We start from the raw sequence: 16,667 nt of genomic DNA on the forward strand, positions 1-16,667 counted from the left end.
AGGGAGCCGACCGTTCCGGAACCGCGGGAGATCAGCGGCCGTAGCCGTAGTCCCCGCCGTTGTCGTGGCCGCCGGAGACGTTGGCGCAGGTGTTTCCGAAGGCCGGGTTCAGCAGGCCGATCACGTTGATCGTGTTGCCGCAGAGGTTCACCGGGACGTGCACGGGAACCTGGACGACGTTGCCCGAACCGACCCCGGGGGAGCCGGCGGCGAGGGCCTGCGCACCGGCGTCCGCGGACGCCATGCCGGCGCCGCCGGCGATCAGGGCGCCGGTGCCGGCCATCACAGCGGCGACCTTCGTCATACGAGACATGGAGAACTCCTTGTAAAGAAGGGGGTTGTGCTGCGGACACGAAGCCCGCACCCCCTGACAACGCGAAAGACGCCGGACGGTAACGGATCTGCGCATAGGTGATATCTCCGACGCCGCCGTCCGGCGTACGCCCGGCGTGTCAGCGTCCGATCACCGGCAGCCCCGACAGCCGCTCGTGCCAGTCCCGCGCCGCCGGGAACCGGGCCTTCACGGTCTCCACCGCCCGCTCCCGCACCGCCACCTGCGACTCGCGCAGCCGCAGCAGTGGCTCCAGACCCGGCCGGGCCAGCAGCAGCCGCTGATTGACCACCGGCACCGGCCCCCAGTGGTTCTTGTAGCTCTCCGCGCCGCGCAGCAGGCTCAGCACCGCGCGCCCCCCGTCCGAGGCCTGCTGGGCGACCTCGCGCAGCAGCATCGTCGACACATCGACCTTCCGTTCGCGCAGCGCCGGGTCCGCCCCGTACAGATAGCCGCCCGTCAACCGCCCGGACTGCAACGACAGGTTGGACGCCACCACCTCGCCGTTCAGCCGGAACTCGGTCATGGCCGCCGTACCGTCCCCCACCATCCGTCCCACCGACCGGATCAGATGGTCCGAGAACCGCGCCCGCAGATGCTCGGGGTTGACCGTCCGGCCCTCCCACTGCCGCTCGTGCAGCCGCAGCAGCGTGCCGATCGCGGCCGGCACCCCGTCCTGCGGAACCCGGTGCGTCTCGACGCCCAGGGCGTCGACCTTGCGCAGCTTGGAGCGCAGGCGCTGGCCGCGCGATCCCGTCTGCCGAGCCACACGGTCCTCCAGCGGCTCGGCCGGCAGTTCCATGCACGTCGAGTCCGTGAGCCGGCTCCGGGCCCCCGGCCACCGCCCGAACAGCAACTGCGCCGAAGCGTCCGGACGGACCTCCCGCAGGTCCACCACGGTGTGCCGGGCCGCCCGGTCCAGACCGCGCCCCAGCGCCCCCACCGCGTACCCGGCCTCCTCCTGGTCCAGGAGGATGTCGAAGAAGTCGGAGACGGCCCCGCCCATCGGGACGAGCAGCGGCATCGGACGGTGCACCAGCATCAGGGGCGCCGCCCCGATCAGCCGCCCGGCCCGGCGGACCAGCAGTACCCGCAGCCGGCCCTCCTGACCGTACGAGATCCACCACGAGTGCAGCCAGGCGTGGCTCTGGAACGGGGTGGGGGTGGCGCAGCGGCGGTGCAGCGCGTCCCATTCACCGGCGAGCGCGCCGAACTCCCGGAAGTCCCGGCACAGCGTCACGACCAGGCCGCCCGTCCGGTGCGCCGTCATCGGACGAGCTCCCGGTCGTCCTGGGCGAGGCCGTCCCCGGCCGCCGGGCCGGGCACCTGGGCCGCGACGTTCCAGCCCTCCCGACGGGGACGCACCAGCAGGACCAGACCGCCCAGCAGACCGCCCGCCGCCGCCCCCACGGCGGCGCCCAGCGGTACCGACGGCGAGACCGGCTGGTCCGGCGTCATCGCATGGGTGAACTTGATCAGCTTGACCCCGGTGTCCTTGGAGACATGACCGCTGCTCACGATGACGGCCTCGATGACCGCGTTGGCGATGTCGGCCGCCTTGTGGCGGTCCGAGGACGTCCCCGTCACGGCGATCATCGGTGAGTCCGGGGAGGTCTCCGACGTCACGTGGGACCGCAGTGCGCGCACCGGCTCGCCCGCCGCGCCCTGCGCGTACGAGAGGGTCGCGTCGCTCGTCGTCAGCCGCCCGTACGACTGCGCGTACCCCAGCGCCGCCGCGGGGTCCGTGTCCCCTTCCGCGACCGCCATCGCATAACTGGTGGCCTCGTACTGCGGGGTGGCGAGCGCGCCGTACGAGAGCCCGGAGGCGGCCCCGATCAGCACGCTGACGGGCAGCGGCCACCAGTGCGGCAGCCGGGTGAGGGCGGTGCGCAGCCGACGGACGACAACGCGTCGCCGCTGCTCGGGTGAGTCGGTCATGAATGAGCTCTCCGGTTCGGTGGGGCGGTGTCGAGGGCGTACGCGTACACGTCCATCAGGCGCTCGCTGCTGCGCCGGATGTCGTAGTGGCCGACGGCCCGGGGCGGCGGACGGCGGTCCGGGCGGGCCTGTATCCGCTGCCGCAGCCGGTCCGCCAGCTCCTCGGGGCTCCCGGCGATCCGGGTCGCCCCCGGGGCGTGGGCGGCGGGCAGGTCGTCGATGGCGGGGCAGGCGTCGTGGAGCACCGGGAGTCCGGCGGCGAGCGCCTCCACAGCGGCCAGTCCGAAGGACTCCTCGCGGGACGTGGAGACGAAGACGTCCAGGGCACTCAGCAGCGCCGGAACACCCGGGACCGGCCCTTCACCGTCCTCGTCGCACTCCCCGAGGAACCGGATCCGGTCCACCGCCCCCAGGCGCAGGGCGAGCGCCCGCAGCGCCCCGGCCTCCGGCCCGTCCCCGGCCAGCAGCAACCGGGCCTCCGGCAGGGCGGCGACCGCGCGGATCAGCACGTCGAACCGCTTGCCCGGCACCAGCCGGCCGACCCCGCCCACCACGAACCCGTCCTCGGGGATGCCCAGGGCGGCCCGCACGGATGCCCGCCGCTCCCCGTCGAAGCGGAACCGGTCCGCGTCGATGCCGTTGGGCACCAGCCGGATCCGGTCGGCGGGCACCCCCCAGTCCCGCAGTCGCCCGGCCACCGTGGACGAGACGGCGACGGTCGCCGCGCCGAGCCGCTCGGTGGAGAGGTAGAGGGCGCGGATGGACCGGGTGAGCGGCCGGCCCTCGATCTCGGCCCGCCCCAGGGAGTGTTCGGTCGCCACGGTCGCTCGCGTCCCCGCGAGGCGCGCCGCGATCCTGCCGTACACACAGGCCCGGTAGAGGTGCGTGTGGACCAGGTCGTAGCGGCCGTCGCGGATCAGCCGGGCGAGGCGTCCGACGGCCGACAGGTCCCGGTTGCCGCGCATCCCGAGGTGCGTCACCCGGATCCCGTCGGACCGCAGCTCCTCGGCCACGGCCCCCGGGTTGGTGAGCGTCACCACGTCGCACTCCACCGGCAGATGGCGCAGCAACAGCCGCAACTGCCGCTCGGCGCCGCCGACCCCGAGCCCGGTGATGACGTGCAGCGCCCTCACCGCGGACCCCCCGCCCGCACCGGCACGGCCCTGCCGGAACCCGCACCCGGCACGGCCACCTGCCGCAGCCCGTGCCGCAGGTCCTTCGCCCACAGCCGCACTCCCCGGTCCGCCTGGCTGATGTGGGTACGGGGCAGGGCGAACCGGCTGAGCAGCGGACCGGGCGTCAGCGCGCACGCGTAGCCGTAACCCGCCCGGCGCGCGGCCCGGGTGACCCGGCGGTCGAGAATGCCGTACGGGTAGCAGAAGCCCTCCGGGAGCGAGCCGGTGAGATCACCGATCAGCTCCCGGCTGTCGGCGGTCTCGCGGCGCAGCTCCCCGTCCGACAGCCCCGTCAGGTCCTGGTGGTACAGCCCGTGCGAGCCGACCTCCATGCCCGCGGCGGCGACCCGCCGGACGTCGTCGTGGGTGAGCAGCGGCTTGCGCGGGCCCAGTGGGTCCCACTCGTTGACCCCGCCCGGACGGCCCGGCAGGACGAACACCGTCGCCCGGCAGCCGTGCTTGCGCAGCACCGGCAGCGCCTCGTCGAGGAAGTCCGCGTACCCGTCGTCGAAGGTCAGTCCCACCAGCCCGCGCCGCCCCGACGCCCCCGCGCGCAGCAGCTCCGACACGCCCACCCCCGTCAGCCGCCGGCTGCGCAGCCAGGACAACTGCTCGTCGAGGCGCTCGGGGGAGACCGTGATGCCGTACGGGTCGTCGCTCGGGTCCGTCACCGAGTGGTACGTGAGGATCCACGGCTGACGGCGGGTGTGCGGGCGGAGCCGGGACGAGGGAGCGTCGGCGCAATGTGCCGAGGATTCAGCGGCCATCAAGGAACCTCCGTCGGATGAGTGCCAGCAGGGAGACGACCTCGGGCGAGCGCAGGGCGAGGCCGGTCAGGAAGAACACGGCGGGGACGAGAAGGCACCCGGCGGCCAGGCTCAGCACCGGATCGGGGACGAGCGGGGCGCACGCCCAGCCCGCCGCGCCCGCCGCCAGCGACGCCCCGGCGAGCCGGCCCAGCGAGAGCGCCACGTCCCGGGCCCTGATCGGCACGACCCGGGTGCCGAGGCCCATCAGCAGCAGCAGGGCCGTGGAGCTGATGCCGATCGCGTTGGCGGTCGCGATGCCGTCCACACCGAAGCGGTACGTCAGCGCGTAGCCGGCCCCCATCGTGACCAGCAGTCCGGTCCCCATCGCGAACGCCGGGAACCAGGTGGGCCGCCCGGACGAGAAGAACGGCCGGCTCAGCGCGCCGACCAGGCAGTGCCCCAGCAGCCCCAGCGCGTAGACCCGCATGACCTGGGCGGTCGACGCGGTGTCGGCGGCGTCGAACGCGCCGCGCTGGAAGAGCACTTCGACGATCTGGGGTGCGTATCCGAGGACGACCGCCGTGCCGAGCAGGACCACCAGCCCCGCCAGACCCAGGTCCCGCTCGACCCGCCGCCGGGCCTTCTCGTGCTCCCCGGCGGCCATGGCCTGCGCGACGACCGGGAAGGTCACCGTGCAGATCATCAGCGACAGCACCATCGGCATCTGCGCGACCTTCTGCGCGTAGTTCAGATGCGAGATCGCCCCGGAGGGCAGGGTGGAGGCCAGGAACCGCTCCACCAGCACCTGGGACTGCCGGCTCACGACGAACACGACCACGGGGGCCAGCACCGCGAACCCCAGCAGCGGAGCGCTCCGCGCCGCCCGCCGCCCGAGCCGTCCGAACCGTGGCAGGCGCGGCCGGGCGAGCGGTACCAGCCGCAGGAAGACGGGGAGCTGGGTGAGGATCATCAGCGCGCTGCCCACCGCGACCCCCGCCGCCGCCGCCCGTACCCCCCACGCCGCGTGCAGGGCCAGCGTCATCCCGATGATGCCGAGGTTGTACGCGACATAGACCCCGGCGGGCGGCAGGAAGCTGCCGTGCGCGCGCAGGGCGGCGCTGAAGTAGCCGGTGATCCCGAACGTGAGGACGGTGACCGCGGTCAGCCGGGTGCAGTCCACCGCGAGACGGGGATCGGCGAGCCCCGGCGCCAGCACGCCCACCACCCACGGCGCGCCCGCGACGAGCAGCGCCGCGCCACCGGAAAGCAGGAGGAACAGCCGGGGGAGCGTGGCCGCCACCAGATCCCGTACGGGGTCGGCGCCTCCCTCCGTCCCGCCGGAGGCACGACGGGTGAGGGCGAGGCTGAACGCCGGGACGAGAAGCAGCGCCATCCCGTCCTCGATCAGCAGCGTCGCCGCCATCTCGGGCACGGTCCAGGCGATCAGGAACGCGTCGCTGGCGTCGCTCGCCCCGAAGTACCGGGCGATGGCCTGGTCCCGCACCAGACCGAGGACGGCCGCCAGCACGGTCAGTACAGCCGTGCCCGCCGCCGCCCGGGCGAGGAAGGCCCCCAGCCGGGGCGCCTCGCCGCTCGCCGCCCCGGATGAGCCGCCGGGGGGCCGGGGCCCTTCAGGCCCTTCAGGCCCTGACCCCGGGGCCGGGAGCAGCGAGGGGCCCGTTGCCGCGTCCGCCGGCCGCGCCTCGGCCTCCGTGCCCGTACCGGACTCGCTCATGCGCCGCTCACCCGGTCCGGCTCGGCCAGCGCCCACCAGGCTGCCAGCCCCAGCACGACACCGCTGAGGACCGTGGTGGGACCGCCGATGTCCGCGTACAGGAAGTTGACGCTCTGCCAGGTCATCAGCGCGACCGCCACCAGACCGCAGTCCAGGGCCGCGTGCGCGCGGGAGCGGGCGAGCCACAGCCGGCGGACCGCGCCGGCCAGGATCGCCGCCCAGCTTCCGACGAGTGCGGTCAGTCCGAAGAGGCCCTGCTCGCCGAGGACGAGGAGGTACATGTTGTGCGGGGAGAGGAGGGCCTGGCGGCGGAACTCCTGGCCCGCGCCGGCGGTGTCGCTGCCCGACGAGAGCCCGATCGAGGCGCGGCCGTCACGGTGGTCGGGGAAGCCCTTGAGACCGACCCCGGTGGCCGGCCGCTCGCGCCACATCGCGCCCGCCGCACTCCACATCGCGTAGCGGTCGCTGACCGACCGGTCCGGGGTGCTGGTGACGCGGGTCACGCTGGCGGCCCGGTCCCCGATCATCTCGGAGCCGATGCCGAACCCGCCGACCAGGACCACGCCCGCCGCGCCGAGCACGGCCAGCGAGGTCAGTGCCTGCCGCCGCCCGCTCAGCGCCAGGGCCACGAGCACCGCGGCGGCCGTGGCGATCCACACGCCCCGGCTGAACGACAGCGTCAGCGGCACGACCAGCGCGACGGCGAGGACGGCGGCGGACGGTCGTAGCCAGGCCGGGGCGCTCCCGGGCGTGCGCAGGGCGCAGGCCGCCGCGGCGAGCAGCCCGTAGGCGACGACGGTCGCCATGCCCATGATGTCGCTGGGCCCGAAGGTGCCGACCGCCCGGATGTCCTCGCCCATGTACGAGGCGCCGGTCCCGGTGACGTACTGATGGACGCCCGCGACGCCCTGGACGACCGCCAGGAGGACCAGCGCACCGGCGACGATCCGGAATCCGCAGGCGTCCCTGAGCAGCAGGAACACCGCGGCCGGCACCAGGACGAAGACCTGGAGGTAGCGCCCGAGCCCGGGCAGCGCGGCCGCCGGGTCCGCCGCCGTGACCGTGGCCACCGCGAAGCCCACCGCGGGCAGGCCCAGGACCAGTGCGGCGCCGGCGCTCAACGGTCGCTGCCGCAGATACAGCAGCCGCCCCACGCACACCAGCACCGCGATTCCCGAGGCCACATCGGCCGGCCCGCCCCCGCCGGACGTCCCGTAGGGGAGGGCGGGCAGCAGGACGGTCGCGACCAACGGCAGCAGCGGCCAACGGCCACGCCAGGCGGCCCGGGGGGAGCGGGCCGCGGCGCGCGGCCCGGCCGCCGGTGACGGCACGGGCGGGGTCAGGACAGCGGTCATGGTCAGCTGCCTCCGAGCCGGAACAGGGAACCCGCCGTCCGCGCCAGTACGCACGCGTCCTGCCACAGCGACCAGGTCTCGATGTAGTGGTTGTCGAAGCGGGCCCGCTCCTCGATCGAGGTGTCGCCGCGCAACCCGTTCACCTGGGCCAGCCCCGTGATGCCCACGGGCATCCGGTGGCGGGCCTGGTAGCCGGGGTGGGCGCGGCTGAACTGCGCCACGAAGAAGGGCCGTTCGGGTCGGGGGCCGACCATGCTCATGTCGCCGCGCAGGACGTTCCACAGCTGCGGCAGTTCGTCGAGGGACGTCCGGCGCAGCATGCGGCCGACCCGGCTGAGCCGCCCGTCGGACGCGACGTTCCAGCGGGTGGCCGACTCCTGGACGTCGGCGGGGCGCAGCGTGCGGAACTTCAGCAGGACGAAGGGGCGTCCGTGCCGGCCGACGCGCTCCTGACGGAAGATCACACCCGGCCCGTCGGAGAGCCGCACGGCGAGCGCGCAGGCCGCCATCACCGGGGCCGCCACCACCAGTCCGACCGCGGCCAGGACGGCGTCCATCGCCCGCTTCACGCCGTGGCCGAGGGGGCGGTCCGTTCCATCGCGCAGCGGCTGGGCGGTGAAACCCCACAGATGGTCGGGCCGGCCGCCCGCCGGGGGCGCCGCGACGGCGCCGGGCCCGGTGATCAGCCACACCCGGCAGCCGTGCCCGGCGAGGAGGGTGAAGAGGGCGGCGCCGTCCGGGGTCGCCTCGGGCGGGGCCGTGAACACCGCGTGCCGCACACTGTTCTGCACCACCGCCCGTCCCACCTCCTGGTACGAGGCCAGGACCGGCAGCGGCACGGCGTCGGCCCCCGTCACCCGCTGCTCGTCCCCGGCCGCCGGGGCGGCGACCAGACCGACCGGCCGCAGCCCGTAGGCGGGGTGGTCGTACAGCGCGGCCGCCACCTGACGGGCCGGCGCCCCCTGGCCCACGACCAGCGTGGACTGCGGGCGGCGGACGGCGGCCCGCCGCCGCGCCCGGTACACCGCCGCGCGCCCGACGCAGGTCAGCGCGGTCTGCGTACCGGCCCCGTACGCCAGCACCGCCCAGCCGAACCCCTGCTGCGGGGCCCAGACGTCCAGTACCTCCATGGTCACGTACCACTGAAGGAGGGTGAGACCGAGGAGTGCGGGAAGGTCGGAGAGGACCGAGGGGGACAACCGCATCCGGTACAGGCCGCGCCGGGCGAAGAGCAGCACCTGCGCCACCGCCTGAACGGCCATCAGCAGCCAGGGCCACGCGACCGGGACCACCAGGGCGAACGTCACCGCCGGAGCCAGGGCGTCCACGCACAGCAGCGGGGCGGGACGGCCGTACCGGACGGCCCGGCGCTGACCCGGCCGTGCCTGCGCACCGCCGCCGCCTCTTCGCGGCGGATGAACCGTGTGAGCCTGCACGGCTGTTGCCTGGCCGGCTCCGGGAACCGGTGCACTCTCCATCGTCATCGCTCGGTGCGCTTCCTCGTCGTGGGGCCGGACATGCCGACAAGTTCCTGGTAGAGACCGGCAACCGCCCCCGCGGTCCGTCGGACGTCGAAGGCCGCCCGGGTGTGCCGCAGGGCCCGGCGGGAGACCGCCTCGCGCAGATCCGGATCGGTGAGCAGGGCGGTCAGCGCCGCGGCCAGGGCCGCCGGATCCTCCGGTGGTACGAGACAGTGGTCCTCGTCGCCGGGCGGCAGGCTCTCCCGCGCGCCGTTCACATCGGTCAGCACGACGGCGCGTCCGCAGGCCATCGCCTCCAGCGGGGCCAGCGCCATGCCTTCCCAGCGGGAGGGCAGCACGAGGACGTCCGCCGCGTGGATCCACGGCCGTACGTCCTCGCAGGCTCCGGTGAACAGCACACCCGGCGGGGCCGATTCCGCAAGGCCGTCCCGGTCGGGCCCGTCGCCCACCAGGACCAGCCGTGCCCCCGGCAGCGCCATCCGGCGCCAGGCCCGCAGCAGGATGTCCTGGCCCTTCTGCCGGGTCAGGCGGCCGACGCAGACGACCAGCGGGGCATCCGGGTCCGTGCCCTGCAGGAGGGGGAGGGTGGCGCGGGCCTCCGCCCGGACCGTGTGGTCAGCGGGGCGGAACCGGTCGAGGTCGATGCCGTTGTGGATGACCGACCAGCGGGCGGCGATGCCCGCCTCCTGCCCGGTGCGGCGCTCCGACTCGCTGACACACAGGATGTGATCGGCCCAGCGCGCGCCGAACCGCTCCCAGCCGAGCGCGAGTTCCGCGGTGCGTCCGCCGACGGCCTCGAAGGACCAGGCGTGCGGCTGGAACACCGTGGGGACCCGGCCGCGTACCGCGATCCGGCCCGCGAGGCCCGCCTTGGCGCTGTGGGCGTGCACCACGTGCGGGCGGCTCGCGCGGACGATCCGGCGCGCGGCCGCGACCTCACCGGCCAGTCGGGGCCCAGGGGAACGGGTCGCGGACCAGCCGTGGACCTCGGCCCCCGCCGCCGCCGCCCCGACGGCCAGCGGGCTCCCGGGAGGGCAGGCCACCACGGGACGCAGTCCGGCACCGGCCTGGGCCCTGACGAGATCGGTGACGACCCGGGCCACTCCGCCGTCCACGGGCTGAACCACATGAAGGACCGTCAATTGTCTTTCTCGAGTACGACGCATGTGCAGCACGAACGGCTCTCTTCGCTCAATCCGGTGAGTAAAGCCGAGGTGCACTTTGGCAGATATGTGGCGATATCGTGCGCGTGACTCGCTCATACGACCACATGGGGATTGCACGTCCGGGTGAGCTGTTCGAGTGGTCGTGCGGCAGACCGGCGCAGACCCGGGCGCCCTTCACGGGCCCGTGGCAAAAGGGCTTTCGGGGGGTCTGGCGCGGGCAGCGGCTCAAGTGTTCCGCGCGACGCGCGCCGGTTATACGGTCAGTCTTTTCCGGTGGCGCACACACCGCCGATCGCCGCAATGGATGGCGGCACCATCCACCGTCCGGCTCCCGCCGTTCCCGGGGTGGTGACGGCACGGTCCACGAAACGCCCGGAGCGCCCCGGACGGTGTCCGGGGCGCTCCGGGCGACGGGTCGGCCCACGCGGTCGGTGGGCCGCCGTGGGTCAGCCGGTGCGGTCCACGAGATACGGGATCAGCGTGAGCAGATCCCTCTTGGCCTCGTCGGCCAGCGGCACCCGGTCCAGACAGGCACGGGCCGCGGCCAGGTGCTCCTGCGCCTCGGTGACCGCCGCCCGCCGCCCGCCCGCCTCGTCGATCAGCTCCGCCGCCCGGCGCGCCGCCGCGTCGTCGAGCGGCCCGGCGGAGGTGAGCAGCGCGTCGAGACGCCCGGCCGCCGGATGGTCGGCGGACAGTGCCGCGAGAACCGGGTACGTCTTCTTGAACCGCCGCAGATCGCTGTGCACGGGTTTCCCCGTCACCTGCGGGTCGCCCCAGATCCCCAACAGGTCGTCCACGGCCTGGAACGCCACCCCCACATGCCGGCCCGCCAGATCCAGCGCCTCGGCGGTGGACGCCGGAGCGCCCGCCAGCACCGCGCCCAGGGCGGCCGCGCAGCCGAGCAGGGAGCCCGTCTTGTGGGTGGCCATCGCCCGGTACTCGTGCGGCAGGACGGCCCCGGGACCGGACCACGGCCGGGACTCGAAGAGCAGGTCCTGCGCCTGACCGTGCACCAGATCACCCAGCGCGCCCGCCAGGTGCCGCACCGCCGCGGGGCCGCCGGGGCCGGGAGCCTCCGCGAGGGTGGAGACGGCCAGGGCGAACAGGGCGTCCCCCGCGAGGACCGCCGGGCCGGTGCCGTACGCCTTCCACAGCGTCGGCCGGCGGCGTCGGGTCTCGTCGCCGTCCATGATGTCGTCGTGGATCAGCGAGAAGGTGTGGATCAGCTCGACCGCCACCGCCCCGAGCAGCCCGTCCTCACCGCTGCCGCCCGCCGCCTCCGCGCCGAGCACCGCGAGCGCCTGGCGGACCCCCTTGCCCTGCGATCCGGGCACGGGCTCGCCGTCGGCACCGCGCCAGCCCAGCGAGAAGGCCGCCGCCTCCGCGTGCCAGGGGTGCAGCCGGCCCACCGACGCCACCAGGGCCGGGCGCACCAGCTCGCGGCACCGGTCCAGTATCTGCGGTGCGCTGGCCCGGCGGGTCGTGGAGAGCGTCATCGGCGGTCGTCCCCGGCCCCGGCCGACGAAGGCTCCACGCCGAGTTCGGCGTACGCCTTCTCGACCATCTCCCGGGCGTTCAGCAGCCCGATCCGGCTGAGCCTGCCTCGCAGTTCGTCCAGGTCGGCGGCGGTGGCGTGGCGGTCCCGCCCGAGCCTGGCCCGGGCCTTGACCAGGCCGAGCGAGGCCAGCGCCTCGCCCCGAGGCTCGTCCATCGCGCGGAACTCGCCGAGCGCCTGCTCGTACACCGTGCGCGCCTCCTCGTACCGCCCGGCGCGGAACAGCACGTTGGCCCGCATCTTGTGGTTGTACGCCAGGGCGCTGGAGAGGTTCATCTCGCGGCAGGTGACCTCGGCCTCGGCGAGCAGATCGAGCGCCCGTCCGGTCGCCCCGTCCCGGAGGGAAACGATGTCGGCGATGCCGCGCAGCGCCCAGGCCCGGCCCCGCCGGTCGTCCGCGTCGCCCGCCAGGACCGCCGCCTCCTCGAACATCTCCAGGGCCGTGTCCAGCGAACCGGTGTTGCGGTGGATCTGCGCGATGCCCTCCAGCGCCCAGACGGTGTGCCGGGCCTCGCCCCGGGCGCGGGCCTCGGCCAGCAGTTGCTCGTGCAGTGTCGCGACGGTCGCGTAGTCGCCCTGGATCCGGCCGGTCTCGGCGAGACCGGCCAGTGAGTAGCCGCGGGCGACCACGTCGCCGCCCCGCTTCCCCAGCTCCGCGGCGAGGCTGAGCAGCCGGAACGCGAGGCGCAGCGCCCCGCGTTGACGCGCCAGCGTGCCACCGCTCCACAGCGCCCAGGCCATCGCCCCGGTGTTCCCCGCCGACCGCGCCGCCCGGTAGCTGGCCTTCCAGGCCCGGTCGGCCTCCGCCACCTGGCCGAGCCTGCGGTGCGCCTCGGCCACGGCCAGGCCGGAGCGCGCCACCTCCTCCTGCGATCCGGAGAGCTCGGCCTGCCTCAAGTGGCGTACGCCCTCGGCCAGTACGTCGGTGAGGGAGGCGTTCACCGACATCTTGGTGAGAGCTCCCTGGTACTCGGGCGCCAGTGCCTTGGTCTGCATGGGTGCCTTCCGCGCGGTGCCGGGCCCGAAACCGGACAACTATACCCACTATGTATACATGGTAGGTATAGTCGGCCGGTCGTGCAGGCCGGGATCTTGTGGGGGTGGGGCGCCGCTCGTCATGTGCGGCGAACCGTCCTGTCGTCGATCAAGACGGCAGGGGCGCGCGCGGGGTTGCTCGGGGGACCAGGTCGTTCCGGGCCGGCTCACCCGTGTCCCGTTACGCCCCGCCCTGTACCCTCTCCGTACGCCGCAGCCGGTGGCGTACCGCGCGCCGGGCGACCGGGCCCAGCTCGTCCAGCACCCCGGCCAGCGCGGCGAGGTGCTCCAGTGCCTCGAAGGCCCGCTCCGCGCCCTTCGGGTCGACGCCCTCGTACATCTCCAGACCCACGAACGCCCCGGTCACGGCGCGGGCGAGTCCCACCGGATCGGTGAACTCGCCCAGCGGCGAGTCCGCCAGGATCCGGACGAGGGCCTTCTCGATCTCGGCGGTCCACAGGTCGAGCCCGGCCGCGGTCGCGGGCGCCAGCCGGGGCTGGGTCTGGGCCCCCGCGAGCACCTGCGCCAGGAAGGCGACATGGCCCCCGGCCCGCTCCTCCTCGTGCAGCTCACGCCCGCACCGCAGGAGTTCGGCGAGCGTGGTGACGGCGGCGAGCCGGTCGCGGTGGCGGGCCACGCGCTGCTCGGCACCGTACCGGCAGGCCGCCGCGAGCAGTTCGTCGACCGAACCGAAGTGGTAGAAGACCAGTGCCTGGTTGACCCCGGCCGAGGCCGCCACCGAACGGGCCGACGTCTTCGCGATGCCGTGCTCGGCGAGCGTGCGCAGCGCGCCCTCCAAGAGCTTGGTCCGGGTGTCCGTCCCGGTCGCGCCCGCCGTCATGCCCGCGCCTCCTCGCGGACCGGGCGCAGACCGGCGCGTACGCCGTGGCGCAGGGCGTCGACGTAGCGGACGCGGAAGGTCCCCTCGTACCCGAACAGCGGGCCGAAGCGGCGGTTGGTCACCGTGACCCGGATACGGAAGCGGCCCGTGGCGTCGTCGAAGGACTCGCGGACCTCGGCATCTCCGCCGATCAGATCCGGGACCCGCAGGTCGAGGGGCCCCTCGCGGAAGCGGTGCTCCCCGGAGCGGATCAGCAGCGAACCGTCGGGCTCCGCGGTCAGCCGCAGGTCCGTGGCCAGGTGCTGGTGCGTACCGAGGTAGTCCAGCACGCAGGACCGCTCGGGGCTGTGCACCATCGTGGCGTCGAAGCGGCGCGCACCGCCCGGCAGGGCGAAGGTCCGGACGAAGGTGACGGTCTCCCGGCCGTGGGAGTCGGTGTACGGCACGTTCTCGATGGTGAACGGAACGTCGCGGCCGGTCCTCGGCACCAGGATGTTGCGCGTGGCACCGAGCGCGAGGAACGGCTTGACGAACGCCCGGCCGTGCCAGATCCGGTCCATGGACCCGCGCCCCACGCACGCCTCGCCGCTCTCCAGCCCGACCGAGAAGCGGCGCTGCAGCCGGGGGTGGAGCCGCGCGAAGTCGTCTCCCATCGCACGGGCGAATATCGAGGTCACGGGCGCTCCAGACGGGCCAGGAGGGACGGTGCGGCGGCCGGTCGGCCGGGCGGTCTGCGCAGACACCGCCGGGCGGCGGGTGTGAGCGACGACGGTGGCGCCAGCAGCGCGGCCAGAGCGGCAGGCAGCACGGCCGCCGGACCGAAGGGGAGGGCCGCCGCCACGAGAAGGAGCCGTACCAGCACCTCCACCAGGGCGTGCGCCAGCGACCGGGCCGGGCTGATGTCGCGCTCGCACCACAGCCGCAGCCGGTCGAAGGACCAGGCCGTCGCCCAGCCCATCAGTGGCCGGAACACGAGCCGGTCCGCGACCGCGCCGAAGCGGCCCCAGCGGGTCCGGTAGTCGTACCCCGTCAGAAAACGGATGCCGTCGGCGGTGGGGACGTAGCGCCAGTAGCCGCTGCCCTCGGCGAGCAGCGACAGCCGCTCCGGCGAAGCGAACCGCAGGGCGGAGACCCGCTCGCCGTCCGCCCGCTCCCGCTCGCCCGCGCTGGTCCCGGTCCCCGCCACGGTCAGGAAGGGCAGCACCCGGGTCGCGTACCGGAAGCGCTGGGCGGAGCCTGCCGGACCGGGCAGCGGTCTGATCTCGGTGAAGCGCAGATCCCAACGCTGGTGCTGGGCGGGATCCTGCGTCCGGGCCCACAGGCGGTCCGGATCGGTACGGATCAACGCCTCTATGTACAGCCCCACGTCTGGTCCCCCGGTCGCCGCGCGTATTTGAGCGAGTGCTCAAACCCCTCCGCGTTTCAGGACGCTATCAGAGGGGATTGAGCAGTCGCTCAACCCCCTCTGGGCGGTCGGTGCTCAGGCCGTGGCCGGAGGCCAGGGCACCTCGGCCAGCAGCGGGAGGATGTGCTTCTCCTCGTGGTCGAGGTGGGCGGTCAGCTCCTCGGTCATCCGGGCCAGCTCGGCGCGGAAGCGGTCCGGTTCCGTGATGGCCGCGTCGGCCAGCAGGGCCGCGAGCGCCGCCTGCACGGCCGCGATGGAACGGTGTTCCTCCCGCAGCCGGTCGAAGACGTCCCGCAGATGGGGGTGGTGGCCCTCCATGGTGGGGAACATGTGCCCGTCCTCGGCCGTGTGGTGGAACTCCAGCGCCTGGCAGAAGGCCAGGCAGCGCTGCCGGATCTGCAGACCGAGACCCGGGGCGGGCGGTTCGCCGACGCCCCCGTACCCCGCCCGCGCGGCGAAGTACACCTCGGTCTCGTCGTGCACGTGGCGCAGTTGGCCCCGCAGCCAGGTGTGCACCTCGACCAGCTTGTCGGCGAGCGAGGTGACCGGGGGAGCCGCCGCGTCGGGGTCGGGGAGTTCGAGCACCACGACCGGCAGCACCCGGTCGGTGGCGTCCTGGTACTCCGCGTACCCGGGCGCCTCGGCGACGACCCGGGCGAAGAGTTCGTCGCGCCGGGCACCTTCGGCGGGTACGGCGAGGGACTCGAACGCCTCGTCCCCCAGCTCGACCTGCACGGTGGGGTGGGCGAGGAGGTTGCGATACCAGTCGGGGTGGAGCGGTGCGCCGAGGTTGGAGGCGACGACGAGGAGCCGGCGGGCGTCGCGGACGTAGCCGAGCGGGGTGGTGTGAGGCTTTCCGGAACGGGCGCCGGTGGTGGTGAGCAGAAGGAGGTCGGTGCCCGCGAAGGGGCCGCCGACCTTCCCGGCGTTGGCACGGAATTCGGTGATGACGGACTGCTGGAAGGTCTGGGGCATGGAGGTTCTGGGTCTCCCGGAAGAAATGCGGGCAGTGAAGGCCCGGTGCGTCGCGGAGTGTCGGCCGCTGGGTGCGCGAAGGCAGCCAGGGGCGGAGATGGCCCGGGGCCGGAGAGGGCCCGGGGCCGGAGATGCTCAGATGCAGGGGGCGATGAAGGGACTCATGGCGTCATCCCTGGGAACAGGTGCTGGCTTGACCGCCGGCCGGCCCAGATCTCTTTGGCCGACGTCACGCTGCACGGACAGCATGAGAACCCGATCCGCTCGTCCCTGTCAATGCGGGGGCGGGCAGCGCAAGGGCGGGAATCGTGAAGGAGGGAATCGCGAAGGCGGGCAGCGCCGGGAAACGCGTTGCCCGCCCTGGGGAAGCCTGCGAGGCTTCCGGCCATGCCCACGCAACAGAAGACTCCTGCGCCGCTGCCCCCGACTCCTCGCACGCACCCGGTGGAGGCGCTCTTCTCGCACGGCCGCCTGGTCGCGATCCCGCGCAAGGAGGCCCGCCGGGAGCAGCTGCTCACCCACCTCGCCGACACGCTGTTCGAGCGGGAGCGCTCGTACACCGAGCGCGAGGTGAACGAGGCGCTGCTCACCGTCCACGAGGACTGCTCCGCACTGCGCCGCTATCTCGTCGTCGCCGGGCTGCTGGTCCGGCCCCGGGACGGCAGCAGCTATCGACGGGGCCGCTGACCGGCACGGACGGTCAGCGCAACGGGCCCCCGGGCCTCGTCAGTTGAGGGTGTCGGGGTCCGGTCCGGTGCGCAGGCCCCGGTCCAGGGCGGCGACGGCGTCCATGTCGGCGGCCGACAACTCGAAGTCGAAGACGTCGATGTTCTGTCGGATCCGCTCGGGTGTGACCGACTTCGGGATCACGATGTTGCCGAGCTGGAGTATCCGGCCTCCAGGGCGGTGGAGACGGCCGCGGTGGT

The 16,667-nt window shown here is 74.0% G+C and carries 16 protein-coding genes and 1 pseudogene; 1 reads left to right on the plus strand and 16 read right to left on the minus strand.

Going from position 1 to position 16,667, the window contains the following annotated elements; all coding sequences use genetic code 11:
• Positions 1–31 precede the first annotated feature (31 nt).
• The 15 genes from CCZ36_RS32630 to CCZ36_RS32700 all read right to left on the minus strand — a co-directional run bounded on the left by CCZ36_RS32630 (position 32) and on the right by CCZ36_RS32700 (position 15,741).
• Positions 32–313, minus strand: coding sequence for a chaplin (locus CCZ36_RS32630; RefSeq protein WP_069736030.1), 282 nt, complete (start codon positions 311–313; stop codon positions 32–34).
• 139 nt (positions 314–452) lie between these two features.
• A complete protein-coding gene (locus CCZ36_RS32635) occupies positions 453–1,601 on the minus strand; it encodes a GNAT family N-acetyltransferase (protein ID WP_069736029.1) in 1,149 nt (382 codons plus the stop codon).
• Positions 1,598–2,269, minus strand: a complete 672-nt coding sequence (locus tag CCZ36_RS32640; RefSeq protein WP_069736028.1) for a lipopolysaccharide biosynthesis protein — start codon at positions 2,267–2,269, stop codon at positions 1,598–1,600. Before CCZ36_RS32640 ends, CCZ36_RS32635 begins: the two co-directional genes overlap by 4 nt.
• A complete protein-coding gene (locus CCZ36_RS32645) occupies positions 2,266–3,402 on the minus strand; it encodes a glycosyltransferase (protein WP_128819193.1) in 1,137 nt (378 codons plus the stop codon). The genes CCZ36_RS32640 and CCZ36_RS32645 overlap by 4 nt, the downstream gene beginning before the upstream one ends.
• Positions 3,399–4,211 (minus strand): polysaccharide deacetylase family protein, encoded by an 813-nt coding sequence (locus CCZ36_RS32650; protein ID WP_069741721.1) that lies wholly within the window; start codon positions 4,209–4,211, stop codon positions 3,399–3,401. Before CCZ36_RS32650 ends, CCZ36_RS32645 begins: the two co-directional genes overlap by 4 nt.
• Complete coding sequence (gene murJ / locus CCZ36_RS32655) at positions 4,201–5,928, minus strand: murein biosynthesis integral membrane protein MurJ (RefSeq protein ID WP_128819194.1); 1,728 nt, start codon at positions 5,926–5,928, stop codon at positions 4,201–4,203. The genes CCZ36_RS32650 and murJ overlap by 11 nt, the downstream gene beginning before the upstream one ends.
• Positions 5,925–7,283, minus strand: coding sequence for an O-antigen ligase family protein (locus CCZ36_RS32660; RefSeq protein WP_128819195.1), 1,359 nt, complete (start codon positions 7,281–7,283; stop codon positions 5,925–5,927). Before CCZ36_RS32660 ends, murJ begins: the two co-directional genes overlap by 4 nt.
• Before the next feature lie 2 nt (positions 7,284–7,285).
• Complete coding sequence (locus tag CCZ36_RS32665) at positions 7,286–8,611, minus strand: sugar transferase (RefSeq protein ID WP_234427981.1); 1,326 nt, start codon at positions 8,609–8,611, stop codon at positions 7,286–7,288.
• A gap of 152 nt (positions 8,612–8,763) precedes the next feature.
• Positions 8,764–9,939: a glycosyltransferase gene (locus CCZ36_RS32670; RefSeq protein WP_079134027.1), complete on the minus strand. Its 1,176-nt coding sequence runs from the start codon at positions 9,937–9,939 to the stop codon at positions 8,764–8,766.
• A 437-nt stretch (positions 9,940–10,376) separates the two neighbouring features.
• Complete coding sequence (locus CCZ36_RS32675) at positions 10,377–11,426, minus strand: polyprenyl synthetase family protein (protein WP_128819196.1); 1,050 nt, start codon at positions 11,424–11,426, stop codon at positions 10,377–10,379.
• Positions 11,423–12,481, minus strand: coding sequence for a tetratricopeptide repeat protein (locus CCZ36_RS32680; protein WP_128819197.1), 1,059 nt, complete (start codon positions 12,479–12,481; stop codon positions 11,423–11,425). Before CCZ36_RS32680 ends, CCZ36_RS32675 begins: the two co-directional genes overlap by 4 nt.
• A gap of 220 nt (positions 12,482–12,701) precedes the next feature.
• Entirely contained in the window at positions 12,702–13,361 is a 660-nt protein-coding gene (locus tag CCZ36_RS32685) for a TetR/AcrR family transcriptional regulator (RefSeq protein ID WP_128819198.1), read from the minus strand.
• A complete protein-coding gene (locus CCZ36_RS32690; RefSeq protein ID WP_069736019.1) occupies positions 13,358–14,038 on the minus strand; it encodes a DUF4166 domain-containing protein in 681 nt (226 codons plus the stop codon). Before CCZ36_RS32690 ends, CCZ36_RS32685 begins: the two co-directional genes overlap by 4 nt.
• On the minus strand, positions 14,035–14,727 hold the full coding sequence (locus tag CCZ36_RS32695; protein WP_128819199.1) for a hypothetical protein: 693 nt from the start codon (positions 14,725–14,727) through the stop codon (positions 14,035–14,037). The genes CCZ36_RS32690 and CCZ36_RS32695 overlap by 4 nt, the downstream gene beginning before the upstream one ends.
• 114 nt (positions 14,728–14,841) lie before the next feature.
• Positions 14,842–15,741: a nitroreductase/quinone reductase family protein gene (locus tag CCZ36_RS32700; protein ID WP_128819200.1), complete on the minus strand. Its 900-nt coding sequence runs from the start codon at positions 15,739–15,741 to the stop codon at positions 14,842–14,844.
• A gap of 387 nt (positions 15,742–16,128) precedes the next feature.
• Here CCZ36_RS32700 and CCZ36_RS32705 point away from each other — a divergent pair, with 387 nt between their 5' ends.
• Positions 16,129–16,428, plus strand: coding sequence for a DUF2087 domain-containing protein (locus CCZ36_RS32705; RefSeq protein ID WP_128819201.1), 300 nt, complete (start codon positions 16,129–16,131; stop codon positions 16,426–16,428).
• Between the two features lie 39 nt (positions 16,429–16,467).
• On the opposite strand, the pseudogene CCZ36_RS36150 reads toward CCZ36_RS32705, so the two are convergent.
• Positions 16,468–16,629 (minus strand): annotated as a pseudogene (locus tag CCZ36_RS36150) (aldo/keto reductase); the annotation flags it as partial.
• Positions 16,630–16,667 lie beyond the last annotated feature (38 nt).

The sequence above is a fragment of the Streptomyces sp. S063 genome, from assembly GCF_002832675.1.
GTDB classification, from domain to species: Bacteria; Actinomycetota; Actinomycetes; order Streptomycetales; family Streptomycetaceae; genus Streptomyces; species Streptomyces sindenensis.

Coding starts and splice junctions, on each gene's coding strand:
- CCZ36_RS32630 (WP_069736030.1), bottom strand. CDS start 313: ATGTCTCGTATGACGAAGGTCGCCGCTGTGATGGCCGGCACCGGCGCC.
- CCZ36_RS32635 (WP_069736029.1), bottom strand. CDS start 1,601: ATGACGGCGCACCGGACGGGCGGCCTGGTCGTGACGCTGTGCCGGGAC.
- CCZ36_RS32640 (WP_069736028.1), bottom strand. CDS start 2,269: ATGACCGACTCACCCGAGCAGCGGCGACGCGTTGTCGTCCGTCGGCTG.
- CCZ36_RS32650 (WP_069741721.1), bottom strand. CDS start 4,211: ATGGCCGCTGAATCCTCGGCACATTGCGCCGACGCTCCCTCGTCCCGG.
- murJ (WP_128819194.1), bottom strand. CDS start 5,928: ATGAGCGAGTCCGGTACGGGCACGGAGGCCGAGGCGCGGCCGGCGGAC.
- CCZ36_RS32660 (WP_128819195.1), bottom strand. CDS start 7,283: ATGACCGCTGTCCTGACCCCGCCCGTGCCGTCACCGGCGGCCGGGCCG.
- CCZ36_RS32675 (WP_128819196.1), bottom strand. CDS start 11,426: ATGACGCTCTCCACGACCCGCCGGGCCAGCGCACCGCAGATACTGGAC.
- CCZ36_RS32680 (WP_128819197.1), bottom strand. CDS start 12,481: ATGCAGACCAAGGCACTGGCGCCCGAGTACCAGGGAGCTCTCACCAAG.
- CCZ36_RS32685 (WP_128819198.1), bottom strand. CDS start 13,361: ATGACGGCGGGCGCGACCGGGACGGACACCCGGACCAAGCTCTTGGAG.
- CCZ36_RS32700 (WP_128819200.1), bottom strand. CDS start 15,741: ATGCCCCAGACCTTCCAGCAGTCCGTCATCACCGAATTCCGTGCCAAC.
- CCZ36_RS32705 (WP_128819201.1), top strand. CDS start 16,129: ATGCCCACGCAACAGAAGACTCCTGCGCCGCTGCCCCCGACTCCTCGC.